This window comes from Bacillus cereus group sp. BfR-BA-01380 (assembly GCF_022663535.1).
Taxonomy (GTDB): Bacteria; Bacillota; Bacilli; order Bacillales; family Bacillaceae_G; genus Bacillus_A; species Bacillus_A cereus_BB.
This window is the reverse complement of the sequence record NZ_JAKUFS010000001.1, coordinates 81190-97707: the sequence shown is the minus strand read 5'-3', so window position 1 is coordinate 97707 and position 16518 is coordinate 81190. Positions and strand designations below refer to the sequence as shown.

The window sequence follows — 16518 nt, the reverse complement described above, 5'->3', positions numbered from 1 at the left end:
TAGAGAGAGTAAGGAGTAATGTAACAAAACCTCAAATTTGTTTGTTAAAATATTCCTATAATAGATTGATAATGTTGGGGGAGAGATTGTGAGTCAAGAAACAATACTTGTTGTAGATGATGAAAAAGAAATTCGCGATTTGATTGCGATTTATTTGAAGAATGAAGGATATGAAGTGTTGCAGGCTGGGGACGGTGCAGAGGGATTAGAAATATTACAAAAGCACCAAGTACATTTAGTTGTATTAGATGTTATGATGCCAAAATTAGATGGGATTCATATGTGTATGAAGGTAAGAGAAATAGCCGAGATGCCCATTATTATGTTATCGGCAAAAACGCAAGATATGGACAAAATTTTAGGCTTAACAACTGGAGCAGATGATTATGTCACAAAGCCTTTTAATCCACTAGAATTGATTGCCCGTATTAAATCACAGCTTCGCCGATATATGAAAATGAGTGGAGGCTTTATTCAAAATGAAGATGAAATTGAAGTTGGTGATATGAAAGTAAATGTTGCAACGCATGAAGTAATTGTGGGACACGACGAAGTGAAACTCACACCGAGGGAATTCTCTATTTTAGAGTTACTGGCGAGAAATCGCGGGATGGTATTTAGTGCGGATCAAATTTATGAACGGGTATGGAATGAACCGTCCTTTCAATCTGATAATACGGTAATGGTACATATTCGAAAAATCCGCGAGAAGACGGAAGAGAATCCAAGGAAGCCTCGTTATATAAAAACGGTTTGGGGAGTGGGATATAAGATTGAGAAAGATAATTAAAAACATATTTAGACCGATTGGTTGGATGATTCGAACTTTTAAAAAAATAATATATAAAATCGTAAGAGGGGTACAACAGAGTATACGTGTGCAACTGATAACGACATTTGCTTTTTGTATTTTGCTTGGTGTGATAGGAGGGTGGGCTTCGTCTCCACTTTTTCAAGGAGCCAATAAGCACGCTGTCATTGATTATTCGTCGGGTATGCGAGGAATCGATACAACTGCTGAAAGACTTGTTGGGGTAATTACAAGAGAGAGTACTTTTCATGTACAAGAAATTCTTGAATGGCCAGAGTACCAGAGAACATTGAAAGTTTTAATTGTAGATGAGGGTGGAAAAGTTGTCTATAAGACAAAAGGTGCTCAGGAAGAACAGATTAATCTTCATAGTACCATTCGTAATATCATGAGTTTTAAAATAAATCGCTCTAGTTACGAAGATCAAGATGTAATACATGAAAGCAAGCGTAAAGAATTTACAACGTTTTATCCTGTTACTATTCAAGAAAAAAACATGTATTTAATCGCAAGTGGTATACCACAAGGGGATATTATTGAAGTTCAGAATGATAGCCCGCTCCCATTTTTAATTGGTTTTGTCGTCTTTTTGGTTTCCTTCTTCTATATAACAAAGCGAAAGATGAAGCAAATTGAAGCGATGGCAGAAGGTGTGAAAGAGATTGCAAAAGGAAACTTAGCATATCGGATTGAAGAAAAGGGCAAAGATGAAATGGCCTTATTAACAGAGAATATTAATCATATGGCAGAAGAGCTTATGGTGAATATTGAAAAAGAACGAAAAATTGAAAAGCAAAAAAATGAATTGATTACAAATGTATCGCATGATTTACGAACACCGCTTACTTCGATTATGGGGTACTTGCGCTTATTACGTGATGGTAAATATGAAAATAAAGAACAATCCGATGAGTATGTAAAAATCGCCTTTTCAAAGTCAGAGCAGTTAAAGAATTTAATAGAAGATTTATTTGAATACACAAAGCTAACAAATGAGAAGATTATATTAGAAAAACAAGAAGTATGCATAAACGAACTTCTTGATCAATTAATTGAAGAACTTGTACCACAAGCAGAGGAACATGGTCTTTCCTTTGTGAAAGAATTTCCCGAAGATCGTCTATACGCTTCCTTGGATTCAGAAAAAATGGTTCGTGTGTTTGATAATTTATTAATGAATGCCATTAAGTATAGTAAAGATGAGGGAGAAATTATCGTTTCGCTTCAAAGAGAGCGCCGTAACATTCGCATTTCTATTGCAAATGAGAGTGAGGAGTTTACAAAAGAAGAGTTAGAGAATTTATTTGAACGCTTTTATAAAAAGGATCAATCAAGAAGTAGAGTTTCAGAAGGCTCAGGGCTTGGGCTTGCGATTGCCAAAAGCATTGTGGAATTAGAAGGCGGAGAAATTCGAGCAGAATATGCAGATGGGGTAGTTCGGTTTATTATTGTATTGCCGGTTGTGACGGGGGAATGCTAATGAAAAAAGACAGAAAAGATGATGTGTCTTGGCGGATCTTGAAGTTATGGATATCAATCCCGAGAAGTATCCGTTTCGCATTTTTGTGGTCCATCATTTTAGGGTGTTCTTACTTAGGTTGGGTAAAAATCATACGTAGATTATTTGAATTTGAGTGAAATGTGGCAATTGGGTGATTCAGCCAATCCTGTTTAGAAAAAAGCTTAGAAGCTCTGATCTTTAATTTTTGATAAGTATATATATTAGTAATAGCGCGAGGATTGTTCCAGGAAGAAAGATATGATTCGGAAGAAATTTTAATACCCAAAGAGAAGTTGTAATTGTAGATACTAGAAGAAAGGGCATCCATTCTTCATGGTCAAATTTCCTTTTGTTAAATACAACAATTATATATCCAATTAGAGGGATAACGATACAGATTGTATACAAAAACTTATCTCGTAAATACCAAGGCCTTTGTTTCATATTTTTTCTCCTGTGCAAATTGGATTATATTGTAATTATTATACAAAAGGAAACTTTATCTAGCAATATATGGATTTTACAAGTGGTTTGTAAGATTATGTAATGGTATTATATAGGTAATACTATTTAAAGTAAGGGGAAATGGTAATGGGGATGTTCACAGCGATTTTAGTAACTAGTTCGATTTTGTTTTTAGCTTGGGCTGTAGGGAACCGAGAAAAGGGGCATCAACAATAATATTAGGTCATCATAATTGTAAAAAAAGATAGGAGAATTAGAGATGAGCCAGACTGAAAACATCTTTACAAAAAGTTTAGTTTCAGCTATTTTTAGTTCCTTATGTTTTATAATAGCGGTATTTCTTGTATATTCTGTTGTCAAACATCCACTGCCGAATTTATTGCTATTAAGTGTTGTATCTTTTCCGTGTTTTTATTTGGCGAGGGTAACTCGTTATAAAATTCAACAAAACCGTAGTAAGTAGTCCTTCGTGAAATTGGGGCTACTTTACAACATTCCACTAAAAAGAAAAAGCACCTCAATCTCCAATGAGGTGCTTCTTTTCTATCTATTTACACACGTACAGCTGTACCGCTTACCGCAACCATTAACATTCCATCGCGAACGACTTCGTAGTCTACATCGATACCAACGATTGCATTTGCGCCTTTTTGCGCAGCAAGTTGTTTCATTTCTTCCATCGCAATGTCACGCGCTTCTTTTAATTTACTTTCATATGCACCAGCACGGCCGCCAACAACGTCACGAACAGAAGCGAAGATATCGCGTACGATATTTGCACCCATAATTGCCTCACCGTTTACGATGTCTACGTACTCAATAATTTCTTTTCCCTGAATAGTATTAGTTGTTGTTACGATCATGATCAACACGCTCCTATAATTTCTAAAAATTTATTGTTATTTCGTATGTTCTTATTATTACATGGAAATAGTAAAGCAACTATCTCATAACCTTACATAAAGATGACAGTTTCGTAAGGTTCGATAAGTTATTTAATGATAAAGGATAAAATCCCTATAATTATACAGACAATCCCGCTTAAAAATTGTCCTAGGCCAGAAGTTTGTCCTAAAATTAAGAGGTTAAAAATGCTTTTTCTTGTTTGCGTTTTTCCGACAAATGCTGGATCTTTTTTCATTCTATATATACCCCAGAATACTAAGCCGATTCCGAAAAGGATAAATAATAGTTTTAAAATCATTGTAAAGTTGCCTCATTTCTTTTTTTGTATATTTGCTTTTTCTTATATTTTTATTATTACATTTAAATATGAAATGAACTATCTAAAAACCTTACGTAAAGATGACAGTTTTGTAATATTTCCTAAGTACTGAAATATAGCATAGTTTAAAAAATCTTTTTTAGGCCGCTTGACTTCCGTTCTTGTTGTAACTATAATAATTACAACAAGGTGGTGATAAATATGAAAATTAGTAGTTGTTTTACAATTGCTGTGCATATTTTATCTCCCCTGAAACATAATCCACCTTCTATTTGTACTTCAGAGTATATGGGGGAAAGTATAAATACAAACCCAGTGATTATTCGGAAAGTCTTATCTTATTTAAAAAAAAGCAGGTTTTGTTGAAGTGCGCCGCGGCGTAGGAGGGGCTTATCTTGCGAAAGAGTTGTGTGAGATTACCTTGTTAGATGTGTACCGAGCCGTAGATGTGGTGGAAGAGGAAAAGTTATTTCATTTTCATGAAAATCCAAATCCTGATTGTCCGGTGGGAGCAAATATACAAGCCGTTTTAGAAGTGATTTTAGTTCAAGCACAAGAAGCGCTTGAGCTCGTATTGGAAAGCATAACAGTGGAGAAACTAGTTACATCATTAGTAAATCAAATACACTCTGTAAAGTAATTTTTTTTAATTTAGTTGTAACTAAATTAGTTACAACTAAAAAGAGAAGTGAGGGAACATAAACATGACTGTAAAAATTAAAGCGTATTCTGATTTTATATGTCCATTTTGTTTTTTAGGAAAAGGTCCTTTGGATGAGATTGTAAAGGAAAAAGATGTAGAAGTAGAGTGGATGCCATTTGAATTACGTCCGAGTCCATATCCGAAAATCGATCCGTGGAAAGAGCCTGACAAGTTAGGTTCATGGGATTCATTTATTGTTCCTACCGCCAAAAAATTAGGGGTGGAAATGCGATTACCTCGTGTTTCTCCGCATCCATATACAAACCTTGCCTTTGAGGGTTATCACTTTGCGAAGGAACACGGAAAAGGAAATGCGTTTCACGATAGAGTGTTTGCTGCCTTTTTCCAAGAAGAACAAAACATCGAAGATATCGAAGTATTAACAAAATTGGCAGGGGAAGTTGGACTCCCTAAAGAAGCATTTAAAGAAGCATTAGTATCAAGAAAGTATAAAGACGCACAAGAAGAAGCGTTGCGACATGCTTACGAAGAGGCGCAAATTATGGCTGTTCCAACATTCATCATTGGTGATGAAGTGATTCAAGGGTTAGCGAGCAAAGAAAGATTAGCAAAAGCAATCGATCAAGAGCTAGCAAAAAGTAAGGAAAATGAGTTAGATGGAATGCAATGTAATGTAGATGGATATTGTTAAATTGTGTGCATGATCGACAAATAAAATATTGGAGGAATGAAACATGTCAGTTACTACAACAAATTTAAAAGATGTAATTATGAACCGCCGTTCTATTCGTAAAGTGAAAAAGAATGAAAACATTACGAAAGAAAGAATTAGTGAGATTTTAAAAACTGCTTTATATGCACCATCAGCTTTTAATATGCAAAGTGGCCGCCTCGTTGTATTAATGGATGCAGAACATGAAAAGTTTTGGGATATCGTAAAAGAAACACTTCGCGCCCTTGTTCCAGCAGAAAATTTTGAGGCAACTGTAGCAAGACTGCAAGGATTTCGTGATGGAGTGGGAACAGTATTATTCTTTGAAAATCAAGAAACAGTGAAGACGATGCAAGAAAACGCACCATTATACAAAGACCAATTCCCGTTCTGGTCTCATCAAGGAAGCGCCATGCTGCAATATGCAACATGGATGGCTTTATCTGCAGAAGGAATTGGGGTGTCTCTACAACACTACAATCCAATTGTTGATGAAGAAGTAAAACAAACTTGGAACATTCCAGCAGAGTGGAGCCTAGTAGCACAAATGCCATTTGGTGAACCAGATGAGCAGCCAGGTGAAAGAACGTTTTTACCTTATGAAGATGTGGTGAAATTTTATTAAGAAAAGCGAATGATTTCCCTAATGAGGAACACACAGTTATTATGGGGAATGGATTCAACTTAAGAACTGGAGTATGACTATACTTAACGAAAAAACGTCTCAAAAATTAGAGGCGTTTTTTTATATTTATATAAGGTTTAAAAAAGTTAATCACATTATTGTTTGTTCAATATTATATGGGAGTTTGGATAGTTAATGTGATAAAATAATCTTGTTTCCTTATGGATTAAGGTATATTTATTTATCACAAAATAATACAGAATATTGTTAATTATTTTTCATTTATTGTAGGGAGGGTAATTTACAGTATATTTTTTGATAAACATTTATTTTAATATAAAAAGGAGTTATTTATTTGAAGAAAATATTTAAAGTATTTTTATTACTAGTAGCATTAGTGATTGGTAGTGTAGCGATATTTTTAGCTTATATTATGATTACGGATGAGAAACCTGTTAGTGTTCTGAAATTAAATGTAGAAAATAAGAATGACAAGGTTTTAAAACAAGGAGACACATTTACAGCGACGACTTTTAACATAGGCTATGCTGGTTTGGATAAAGACCAAGACTTTTTTATGGATGGGGGACAAAGTTCTCGTTCTAGTAGTAAAGAACAAACAGAAAAGAATCTTACCAACATGCTATCCTTTTTACAAAAAGAAGATTCTGATTTCATCTTATTGCAAGAGGTGGATACAAAATCATCAAGATCATTTGATGTGAATGAATATGACGTATTTAAGAATGGTTTGAAAAACTATGAATCTACTTTCGGATATAATTATCACGCACAGTGGGTACCCGTTCCGATTACAAATCCGATGGGATATGCGAATTCAGGAATGAGTTCGTTTTCTAAGTATAAGGTTGATACAGCAACAAGATTTCAACTGCCGGGGAAAGAGCCTTGGCCAAAACAATTATTTGATTTAGACCGAGCAATCGTTGAGCATAAAGTTCCTGTGAGTAATGGGAAATATTTAAGACTCGTCAATCTTCATTTATCTGCTTATGATAAAGGCGGAAAAATAAGAAGACAACAAGTTGATTATTTGAAAAAGTATATGAACGAACACTATAAAAACGGTGACTATGTGATACTCGGCGGTGATTGGAATCAACTAGTCTCCGATGTACAGCTAAAAGATCCGAAGTTTCAAAAGGTATGGCCTGAATGGTTAGTACAATTGCCAAAAGATTTCACGGACGGTGGGTTCCAGTGGGCAGTAGATCCTACTGTTTGGACCGTTCGTGATGATGTGAAGAAATATGTAGAAGGTGAGAATTTCGTTACGATTATTGATGGGTTTTTAGTTTCACCAAATGTAGAAGTCGTAAATGTACATGGAAATGATTTGAAGTTTGAAAATAGCGATCATAATCCGGTAAGTGGAGTGTTTAAATTAAAATAATCTTCATTTTATGAATAGGTTTTTGTAGCGACACAAGTGAAACAGTTAGAAGTAATTTTAGAGAAATAGACGAACTGATTTGTCTTAAAAAACGTCTCAAGCTTTGTTGGGACGTTTTTTTTATGCAAGAAATATAAATTTTTGAAACCAAAACATTCCATATCCTATCTAATAAGTGGAAGGAGGGATAAGATGGATGAAATAAAATTAGTGAAAAAAGCGAAAAAGGGTGATGATGCCGCATTTGAACAGCTCATTAGCCTTCATCAGGACCAATTATATCGCACAGCTTATATGTATGTGCAAAATAAAGAAGATGCCTTAGATATCGTACAAGAAACGGTTTATAAAGCGTACTTATCTTTAGAGCAATTACAGAAACCAAACTTTTTTCTAACGTGGTTGACGCGTATTTTAATACATAATGCTTATCAGTTGTTAAATGAGAAGAAGAAGTTTCAAAAGTTAGAAGATAGCAGGGAATATAGGGACGTACGAAACACGGCAAACCGAATTGAGCAAAATATAGACTTACAAGTAGCAATTGGGAAACTGGATGAAAACTATCAAACTGTTATTATTTTACATTATTATTATGATCTTCCGATAAATCAAATTGCGTGGCATATGCATGTGCCTGAAGGGACAGTCAAAACGTATTTGCATCGAGCGAGAAAGTCGTTAAAGAAATTATTAGGAGGGAGTGATGAGAATTGGATAAACAGTGGTTTAATGATGAAATAAACAAAATCGAAGTTCCTCAGGAAGACTTACAGATCGCGATAAAAAAAGGTGTGAATAGAGCAAAGCAAGAAAAACCAGTAAAAAGAAAATATAAACGAAGAAAGATTGCATGGTTAGCTGCTGCGTCAGTATGTATAGGTGTGCTAGGTTCAGGTTTTGTTTTCCCGCAAATGAATCGTGTGCTAGCAGAAGTTCCGTTTATAGGAAAAGTGTATGATTATTTTCATGATACGATAGGTCAAGATCTTACAGAGAGTAGACTTGTAACAGAGTTAAATCAACAAGCAGTAAGTAATGGGATTAGTCTAACGATGAAAAGTGTCTATTACGATGGGGGCAGGATTGGGATAACATTTACGGTTGATAATCCGGATAAAGTAGGAGAAAGTGCTGTATCTCATAATCATTTTTATTATACATATAAGCTTGTTGATGGAAGTCCAAAGTGGATGAAGGCCGCTTCAGGTGGAGGAAGAGTAACAAAGGATGGTTGGTTTGGTAATATCGAAATTGACTATCCAGAAAAAGAATTACCTCCGAATACAACACTGCCAATTACCATTACATCTATCGGTGAAACGAAAGGATTCTGGAAGTTTGATGTTCCAGTAAAGCAACTAGAGAATAAAAAAATTAACCCGCAGCAGTCAGTTAGCAGCGAGGATCAGCAGCATACATTTAAATTTGAAAATATTACAATCGGTAAAGGAGCAACAACGATTGACTACAAAGCAATTTATCCGCTTGTAGGAGAGAATGACTTAGCAAGAATCCATAAAATAACAGATGATAAAGGAAAAGAAATTGATATGTTCACTTCAGGAATTGAATTTGGTAGAGAAAAAGTGGGTAATCATGTAGAATCTGAAGAACGTTCTATTTTTGGGAAAATTCCTGATAGTGCGGAGTATATTACAATATATCCTGTTGTACGATTGTCTGAAAAACAAGCGATTGTAAAGCTAGATGAAAAAACACCATTTGAAATAAAGAGTACGCGTAGTGACTTCAAAATAATTATGAATAAAATTCAGCATAAGAATCAACGGCTAATTGTGAATTACACACTTCAAAATGTGGATACGAAACATATATCTATGGATGAATTAATCAATTTTGGTGAGATCATGAATATAACTGATTCTTCGTACGTGGGTCAAGATATTGTACCGCGTGGACATAATGTAAAAGGAAGTACTGTGAAAGTATTAGATAAGGAAAAACTGCAATTTGAAGGAACATTCCAACTGGACGGGAAATATGGTGTAGAGAATTTTAGTTTAAAGGATTACGTATTAGAGGTACTGATGTCACCGTATCACCCAAATAAAACATTACCGCCTGTTCAGATTAAGCTAAAATAAAGCGATACTTCATGATTTGATGTGCAATTGGTTATAGTAACAAAAGAACGATAACCAAGGAGGCTATAAGCATGGATAACAGTAGTAATTTTGTAGAGAAACTGCACGATACACAGGAGAAGGCAGAACGAAATAAAAAGCGTCAAGGTAATGGTAATCCTGGCAAAAAGAAACCGAATAAAACACATAAATAAAAAGCAACCCACCTTTTGTTTAGAAGGTGGGTTTTCAAAATTTCAGTGCGTTGCATTTGTCTTTTTTCTGCGAATGTATAGAAAGGCAAAAACGGCAAGAACGACTGACAAAATTAATAAAATTAAACCATAGCGGTGAATGGAGTGGCTAATTAGATGCCAATCTTTTCCGAATACTAATCCTAATTGAATAAAAGTAAAGCTCCATATCAATGCTCCTAAATAAGCGTAAAGGCAAAATGTTCGAATGCGCAGGCGAGAAATACCGGTTAAATAGGCAGTAACGTGCCGCACTCCTGGTATGAAGTAGCCAAAAATCAGTAAAGTGGGACCGATTTTTTGAAATAGAGTTTGTGTCCGAGCGATTTTACTCTCTGTAATATGCATTTTAGGGCCAAATTTTTTTAAGAAGGGAAGCCCAAGTCTTTTTCCTAATATGTAACTAAGCGAAATACCAACCGCAGAGCCAAACCATGCGCTTAATAAGGCTATATAGAAGTTCATTTTCCCTTGAAATATATAATATCCTACAAAAGTTAATAACGTTTCATCTGGTATCGGTAATCCGATAATTCCCCCAACTAACGCCATGATTAGTCCGAAATATCCATAATGCGAAATGACATAATTTAAGTGCTGTTCTATTTGTGATCACCATCCGTTTCATCTACGATAAGAACTGTTATATATGTCTTTTAGTTTCACCTAATTACGCGTAATCATTACTATATTGCTGCTTCATTTTTTGTGAAATGGTATGTATAAATCTACCCTATATATATTTATTTATTATAACAAATCTTGTTTCAGAGCCAAAAATAAACAACGTTTTGCGTTAGTATAAAACGTTGTTATTTTCATTTCTAAAACTTTTTTTAAAAATTTTTTAAACGACGGACATAAAATGATAGATCGCTTCGAATAATATGATGAATAATTATATTCATCATATATATAAGGAGGAATAAAATATGTTTAAAACAGTAGAAAAATATGAAGCTATTGCAGAGATATTAAAAGTATTGGCACATCCTGTGCGTTTAAATTTAGTTGAAACATTAATTGCAAAAGGCCCTACGAATGTAACAACAATGTATGAAAAGTTGGGGATGCCTCAAAGTACAGTTAGTCAGCACTTAGCAAAATTAAAAGCTGCTAAAATCGTTTCGGGCACTCGAAAAGGGTTAGAAATTTATTATGAAGTAGTGGATAGTCGTACGAAGATGATTGTAGCCAATATCATTTAAATGAAAATGACGGAGTTCGTATATTTTTTAACAGTCTAATATTTTATTGTAGACTCTAAAATATAATATTAGACTGTTAAACGATTTATCGAGAGAAGAGATTTAAAATCATATCAAAAAGCACAATTCGGTTAGAGGGAATTGTGCTTTTTTATGTATTATATTTTCATGTTAGAAAATGTAACATGTGTTTATTTTATGTAAGCGTTTGTATTGGTGAGTATTTTAAAGAAAAACAAAGAATTCGAGAGATAATGTAATGTGGAGTTGTTGTTTTGTCGAAAATTGTTGATTTTTGAATGGATTTAAATTACAATTGAATTTGTGTAAGAAAAAAGGGGGGGACAACATGATTAGCATTCTAGAACAATTCGTTGGAGCAACGAATAATATTCTATGGACTTACGTACTTATTGCGATGTTAATTGGCTTAGGTCTTTATTTTTCTTTTAAAATTAAGTTTGTTCAAATGCGTCATCTAGGGGAAATGATACGTTTAATGACAAATGGATTGATAGGAAAAACGCGTAAACAAGGAAGCGTTTCTTCTTTCAAAGCTTTCTTTATGAGTTCGGCAGCCTGTATCGGGATTGGGAACTTAGCAGGGGCAGCACTAGCGATTTCCATGGGAGGTCCAGGTGCGGTATTTTAGATGTGGTTAATTGCAATTATTGGAGCATCTTCAAGTTTTGTGGAGAGCACATTAGCGCAAATTTATAAAATGTTACACTTGCTTTTAAGAATTAAGAATGCATTTGGTCTTGAACGTTATATATAAGTCCAACCGGCATGCGGAACAAGCATGATGGTGCAGCTGTTAGCTGTACGGTTACATGTTATGGATATTCGTATAAACGAGGAAATACCATTTTCATAGAAAGTTTTAACCTGTGTTGCATGTGTATATGAGATGAGTTTATTTATGTCGGAAAAATCAGATTATTTTATATGGATTAGGCTACTAAATTTTGATATGAGGTGATGATATGGAACAATTTTTGACGAATCTATTGGGATTAACAAATGACTTTCTGTGGTCTAAATTGTTAATTGTTATGCTTGTTGTTTGCGGAATTTATTTCACATTTAAATCGAATTTTGTACAGTTTCGGATGTTAAAGGAAATGGTCCGTGTGTTAATGGAAGGGAAATCTGGGTCTAAAGACGAAGTTTCCCCATTTCAAGCGTTCTGTATTGGTATGGCCGCTCGCGTCGGAACGGGAAATATCACAGGAATTGCGATTGCGATTGCATTAGGCGGTCCTGGAGCGGTATTCTGGATGTGGATTATTTCTATTATTAGCTCAGCATCCAGCTTTGTTGAAAGTACATTAGCACAAATATATAAAGTAAAAGATAAAGCAGGTTTCCGCGGTGGTCCATCCTATTATATGGAAAAAGGATTAAATAAACGTTGGATGGGAGTATTATTCTCCATTTTAATTACGATTACTTTCGGTCTTGTATTCAATTCTGTCCAATCAAATACCGTTACAATTGCTTTTGAGAACGCATTCGGTACAGATCGTTTAACTTTAGGAATTATTATGGCTCTTGCTTTCGCTGGGATTATCTTTGGCGGTGTGCAGCGTATTGCAAAAATAGCTGAATACAAGGTAATGTTTCTAGCGGTGTTATACATTGGTATTGCATTATTTGTTATCATTACAAACATAACAAAAATGCCGGAAGTTCTTTCTCTTATTGTTCAAAACGCATTTGGTTTTAAACAAGTAGCAGGCGGTTCAATCGGTGCAGCGCTCATGCATGGGGTTAAACGTGGTTTATTCTCAAATGAAGCTGGTATGGGAAGTGCGCCAAACGTTGCCGCAACGGCAACAACAAGCCATCCGGTGAAACAAGGACTTATTCAAGCACTTGGCGTATTAACAGATACATTGATTGTTTGTACAAGCACAGCATTTATTATTTTACTTTCTGATGCATACAAACAACCAGGGCTAAATGGTATTGCACTTACACAAGCAGCATTAAGTGAACATGTCGGCTCTTGGGCATCAGGGTGTCTTGCTATCTTTATTTTCCTATTTGGATTCGGTGCGTTAATTGGTAACTATTATTACGGAGAAACAAATATTCGATTCTTAAACAACAGTAAAGTATGGTTGATGGTATACCGAATAAGTGTGTTATCCATGATTGTATTCGGTTCGGTTGCAAAGATCCAATTTGTGTGGGATTTAGCGGATTTATTTATGGGCTTTATGGTTATCATAAATTTAATCGCGATTGCGTTTCTTGGTAAATTTGCATTTGCTGCACTTACAGACTATATGAAGCAGAAGAAACAAGGGAAAGATCCTGTATTCCATGCAAGTTCTATCCCAGGACTAAAAAATGCAGAATGCTGGGAAGATCCAGTGATTGAAAAAGAAAAGCAATTAGGATAGTAACGCAAAGGAACATAGAGGCGGGACTCTATGTTCTTTTTTGTTTATTTTTCCCTCTTAAAAATATATTGCTTTTTGTAAAGATAACGCTTACAATCAGTTTATGGATGAAACAAAATGATATCATTCTCATATTCCACAATAACTATTCAGTATAGAATTTCATTTAATGCAAACGCTTACTGATGTAGGCATTGATTTGCAGAGGTATTTATTTTTTTAATCTGAATTGTCAGACGTCTATCGTTAGACGACTGGTGCATCTTGGTAGATAAAACTACAAAATGGAGGATTCAAGTATGAAATTTGTCATGTTTCTTGTCGGATTAATTGCTGTATTTATATTAGCGTTTCTTGTAAGTAGCGATCGGAAAAAGATTAAATATAAGCCAATTGCTATTATGCTTGTTATTCAATTAGGATTATCATATTTCTTACTAAATACACAGGTTGGATATTATTTAATTAAAGGAATTTCTGACGGATTTAGTACAATTTTAAAATTTGCGGATGCTGGAATTAACTTTGTATTTGGTGGAATGGTAAATAAAGGAGAATTCACATTTTTCCTTTCTGTATTACTTCCAATTATTTTCTTAGCGGTGTTAATTGGAATTCTGCAACATCTTAGAATTTTACCAGTCATTATTAAAGCAATTGGATTCTTATTAAGTAAAGTAAATGGTTTAGGAAGATTAGAATCTTATAATGCAGTAGCAGCGGCAATTGTTGGTCAAGGTGAAGTTTTCATTACAGTAAAAGATCAACTAAGTAAGTTACCAAAAAATCGTTTATATACACTCTGTGCATCTTCTATGTCAACAGTTTCCATGTCAATCGTTGGTTCTTACATGAAAATGCTTGACCCTAAGTATGTTGTAACAGCACTTGTTTTAAACTTATTTAGTGGATTTATTATCATTCACATTTTAAATCCTTACGATGTGAATGAAGAGGACGATATTTTAGAGTTGAAAGAGGACAAGCATCAAACGTTCTTCGAAATGCTAGGCGAGTACATTATGTTAGGATTTTCAATTGCGGTTACAGTAGCAGCGATGTTAATCGGATTCATTGCATTGATGGCAGCAATTAACGGTCTATTTGATTCTATTTTCGGTATTACATTCCAAACGATCTTAGGATATGTGTTCTCACCATTAGCGTTCATCATGGGTATTCCAACATCTGAGATGGTAACAGCTGGACAAATTATGGCAACAAAATTAGTAACAAACGAGTTCGTTGCGATGCTTGATTTAGGAAAAGCAGCAGCTCATTTAGCACCTCGTACAATTGGTATTTTATCTGTATTCCTTGTATCATTTGCGAACTTCTCATCTATCGGAATTATCGCAGGTGCAACGAAGAGTATCGATGAAAAACAAGCAAATGTTGTATCTTCTTTCGGATTAAAACTTGTATACGGTGCAACATTAGTAAGTGTCTTATCAGCAATTATCGTTGGGGTTATGCTATAAAATAAGAAAAGCAATGAGCATCGGGCTCATTGCTTTTTTTGTTTACTCCGCAGGCGGAGTGAATGTACGTTTTTCTAATTCAGCATCTAACATAAACAATGCGTTTGAATCGCTTGTAATACGTTTTAATTTTTGAATGATGCTATCGAAAGATGCCTCTTCTTCTACTTGTTCGTCAACGAACCATTTTAAGAAGGTGATGGTAGCATGTTCGCGCTCATCCCAAGCAATATCAGATAAGTTGTAAATACGTTTTGTAACCTCACGTTCATGCTCAAGAGCGATTTCAAAAGCAGATAAAATCGATTCATATTCGTTATTTGGATGATCAAATCCAGTGATGATTGCACGTTCACCGCGATCGTTAATATAATTGTACAACTTCATAGCATGGAAACGCTCTTCTTCTGCTTGTACAAGAAAGAAGTTCGCAAATCCATCATAGCTCTCTGATGTACAGTATGCTGCCATTGCCATATACACATGGGCCGAGTAAAATTCAAAATTCATTTGATCATTTAGTGCTTCGCGTAATTTTGGAGATAACATAAAAAAGACCCCTTTCAGATTATTACAATATAATCATATCATAGATGAAAATAATTCTCATTTATTATTCAAATCGTTTGGAAAGTTTTTTTACATGTGTTTCCATAATATCTTGTAAATCTAGGTTGTATTTTTGCGCCAAAATAATAAGATTTCCTAGTACATCTCCAAGTTCTTCTTTTAATTCTATTGTTAATTCTGCTTCGCTCTTCGTCGTTTCATCTGGGCGATCGCGGCCGATTTCGATAGCGCGCACAACGCGAGAAACTTCGCCAACTTCTTCTGCTAAAAAATTAACGCGAATAAAAGAATTATATTGGGACCAGCCCCGATTATGATAAAATTGTTCCACCCAACTTTGAAATTCATTCGTATTCATCCTTTTCTCATCCTCCCAATATGTAGTATGATTACATTGTAGCATAACAATATATAGTTTTGGGGTGGCAGAATGAAACGGATTTGTGTGTTTGCGGGATCGAATGTTGGGGAGCGTCCAGATTTTCAAACAGAGGCTCGTCAGCTTGGGAAAATACTAGTTCAAAATAATATAGAGCTTGTATACGGCGGCTCTTGCGTTGGATTAATGGGAGAAGTAGCAAATCAAGTATTAGAGCTAGGAGGCCGTGTAACAGGCGTTATGCCGCGTGGATTATTTAGAGGAGAAATTGTTCACCACGGTTTAACAGAACTAATTGAAGTAGAAACAATGCATGAAAGAAAAGCAAAAATGAGTGAACTTGCTGATGCATTTATTGCATTACCAGGCGGATATGGAACATTTGAAGAGCTGTTCGAAGTTGTATGTTGGTCGCAAATCGGGATTCATGAAAAGCCTGTTGGATTACTCAACATTGCAGAATTCTACACACCATTATTACAAATGGTGGACCGTGCAGCAGAAGAAGGATTTATGAATCCATCAAATAAAGAATTGCTTGTTTCCGCACAAACAGCTAATGAATTGTTTGTGCAAATGAAGAATTACAAAAGACCAGTTATGGGGAATAAGTGGAAACAGTTAACATGAAAAAACCGAGTGGGGGGTGTCCCGCTCGGTTTTTTGTATGTGTTTCTTGTCGGATATCGTCGAAGAGTCGATAAATGGTGC

General features: G+C 35.0%; 19 protein-coding genes and 2 pseudogenes. 15 read left to right on the top strand and 6 right to left on the bottom strand.

Annotated elements, in window-relative coordinates; translation table 11 throughout:
* Positions 1-88: 88 nt before the first annotated feature.
* Positions 89-790, top strand: coding sequence for a response regulator transcription factor (locus tag MR076_RS00555; RefSeq protein ID WP_242216660.1), 702 nt, complete (start codon positions 89-91; stop codon positions 788-790).
* Positions 786-2291, top strand: coding sequence for a sensor histidine kinase (locus MR076_RS00550; protein ID WP_242217003.1), 1506 nt, complete (start codon positions 786-788; stop codon positions 2289-2291). Before MR076_RS00555 ends, MR076_RS00550 begins: the two co-directional genes overlap by 5 nt.
* A 219-nt stretch (positions 2292-2510) precedes the next feature.
* Here MR076_RS00550 and MR076_RS00545 read toward each other — a convergent pair whose 3' ends face one another.
* On the bottom strand, positions 2511-2756 hold the full coding sequence (locus MR076_RS00545; protein ID WP_242216659.1) for a hypothetical protein: 246 nt from the start codon (positions 2754-2756) through the stop codon (positions 2511-2513).
* A 280-nt stretch (positions 2757-3036) separates the two neighbouring features.
* Here MR076_RS00545 and MR076_RS00540 point away from each other — a divergent pair, with 280 nt between their 5' ends.
* Positions 3037-3240: a hypothetical protein gene (locus MR076_RS00540; protein WP_242216658.1), complete on the top strand. Its 204-nt coding sequence runs from the start codon at positions 3037-3039 to the stop codon at positions 3238-3240.
* Positions 3241-3328: 88 nt separating this feature from the next.
* On the opposite strand, the gene MR076_RS00535 is transcribed toward MR076_RS00540, so the two are convergent.
* Together MR076_RS00535 and MR076_RS00530 are read right to left on the bottom strand one after the other, a co-directional pair.
* A complete protein-coding gene (locus MR076_RS00535; RefSeq protein ID WP_242216656.1) occupies positions 3329-3640 on the bottom strand; it encodes a heavy metal-binding domain-containing protein in 312 nt (103 codons plus the stop codon).
* Positions 3641-3768: 128 nt separating this feature from the next.
* Positions 3769-3981 (bottom strand): hypothetical protein, encoded by a 213-nt coding sequence (locus tag MR076_RS00530; RefSeq protein WP_242216654.1) that lies wholly within the window; start codon positions 3979-3981, stop codon positions 3769-3771.
* Between the two features lie 222 nt (positions 3982-4203).
* Here MR076_RS00530 and MR076_RS00525 point away from each other — a divergent pair.
* The 7 genes and pseudogenes from MR076_RS00525 (at position 4204) to MR076_RS00495 (ending at position 9719) form a co-directional block, all read left to right on the top strand.
* A pseudogene (locus tag MR076_RS00525) lies at positions 4204-4642 on the top strand (Rrf2 family transcriptional regulator).
* Positions 4643-4706: 64 nt separating this feature from the next.
* Entirely contained in the window at positions 4707-5357 is a 651-nt protein-coding gene (locus MR076_RS00520; protein ID WP_242216653.1) for a DsbA family oxidoreductase, read from the top strand.
* A gap of 43 nt (positions 5358-5400) precedes the next feature.
* Entirely contained in the window at positions 5401-6003 is a 603-nt protein-coding gene (locus tag MR076_RS00515) for a nitroreductase family protein (protein WP_242216652.1), read from the top strand.
* A gap of 355 nt (positions 6004-6358) precedes the next feature.
* Positions 6359-7417 carry an endonuclease/exonuclease/phosphatase family protein gene (locus MR076_RS00510; protein WP_242216651.1) on the top strand — a complete coding sequence of 353 codons (1059 nt, stop codon included), beginning with the start codon at positions 6359-6361 and terminating at the stop codon, positions 7415-7417.
* A 192-nt stretch (positions 7418-7609) separates the two neighbouring features.
* A complete protein-coding gene (locus tag MR076_RS00505) occupies positions 7610-8161 on the top strand; it encodes a sigma-70 family RNA polymerase sigma factor (RefSeq protein ID WP_242216649.1) in 552 nt (183 codons plus the stop codon).
* A complete protein-coding gene (locus tag MR076_RS00500) occupies positions 8131-9525 on the top strand; it encodes a DUF4179 domain-containing protein (protein ID WP_242216648.1) in 1395 nt (464 codons plus the stop codon). The genes MR076_RS00505 and MR076_RS00500 overlap by 31 nt, the downstream gene beginning before the upstream one ends.
* Before the next feature lie 71 nt (positions 9526-9596).
* Positions 9597-9719, top strand: a complete 123-nt coding sequence (locus tag MR076_RS00495; RefSeq protein WP_035433200.1) for a DUF4023 domain-containing protein — start codon at positions 9597-9599, stop codon at positions 9717-9719.
* Positions 9720-9761: 42 nt separating this feature from the next.
* Here the strand turns inward: MR076_RS00495 and MR076_RS00490 are convergent, their stop codons facing one another.
* Entirely contained in the window at positions 9762-10364 is a 603-nt protein-coding gene (locus MR076_RS00490) for a DedA family protein (RefSeq protein ID WP_242217000.1), read from the bottom strand.
* A 326-nt stretch (positions 10365-10690) separates the two neighbouring features.
* Here MR076_RS00490 and MR076_RS00485 point away from each other — a divergent pair, with 326 nt between their 5' ends.
* From MR076_RS00485 to MR076_RS00470, 4 genes and pseudogenes are all read left to right on the top strand, one after another.
* Complete coding sequence (locus MR076_RS00485; RefSeq protein ID WP_242216647.1) at positions 10691-10966, top strand: ArsR/SmtB family transcription factor; 276 nt, start codon at positions 10691-10693, stop codon at positions 10964-10966.
* Positions 10967-11318: 352 nt separating this feature from the next.
* Positions 11319-11690, top strand: a pseudogene (locus MR076_RS00480) (alanine:cation symporter family protein); the annotation flags it as partial.
* Between the two features lie 262 nt (positions 11691-11952).
* Positions 11953-13377, top strand: coding sequence for an alanine/glycine:cation symporter family protein (locus tag MR076_RS00475; RefSeq protein WP_242216646.1), 1425 nt, complete (start codon positions 11953-11955; stop codon positions 13375-13377).
* Between the two features lie 299 nt (positions 13378-13676).
* Positions 13677-14858 (top strand): NupC/NupG family nucleoside CNT transporter, encoded by a 1182-nt coding sequence (locus MR076_RS00470; protein WP_242216645.1) that lies wholly within the window; start codon positions 13677-13679, stop codon positions 14856-14858.
* A 42-nt stretch (positions 14859-14900) separates the two neighbouring features.
* Here the strand turns inward: MR076_RS00470 and MR076_RS00465 are convergent, their stop codons facing one another.
* Both MR076_RS00465 and MR076_RS00460 read right to left on the bottom strand, forming a co-directional pair.
* Positions 14901-15407 (bottom strand): ferritin, encoded by a 507-nt coding sequence (locus MR076_RS00465; protein ID WP_020062878.1) that lies wholly within the window; start codon positions 15405-15407, stop codon positions 14901-14903.
* 64 nt (positions 15408-15471) lie between these two features.
* Entirely contained in the window at positions 15472-15786 is a 315-nt protein-coding gene (locus MR076_RS00460; RefSeq protein WP_242216644.1) for a MazG-like family protein, read from the bottom strand.
* Positions 15787-15858: 72 nt separating this feature from the next.
* Between MR076_RS00460 and MR076_RS00455 the strand changes: the two genes are divergently transcribed.
* The gene (locus MR076_RS00455; protein ID WP_242216643.1) at positions 15859-16437 is read left to right on the top strand and encodes an LOG family protein; all 579 of its coding nucleotides are present in this window, start codon (positions 15859-15861) and stop codon (positions 16435-16437) included.
* Positions 16438-16518 lie beyond the last annotated feature (81 nt).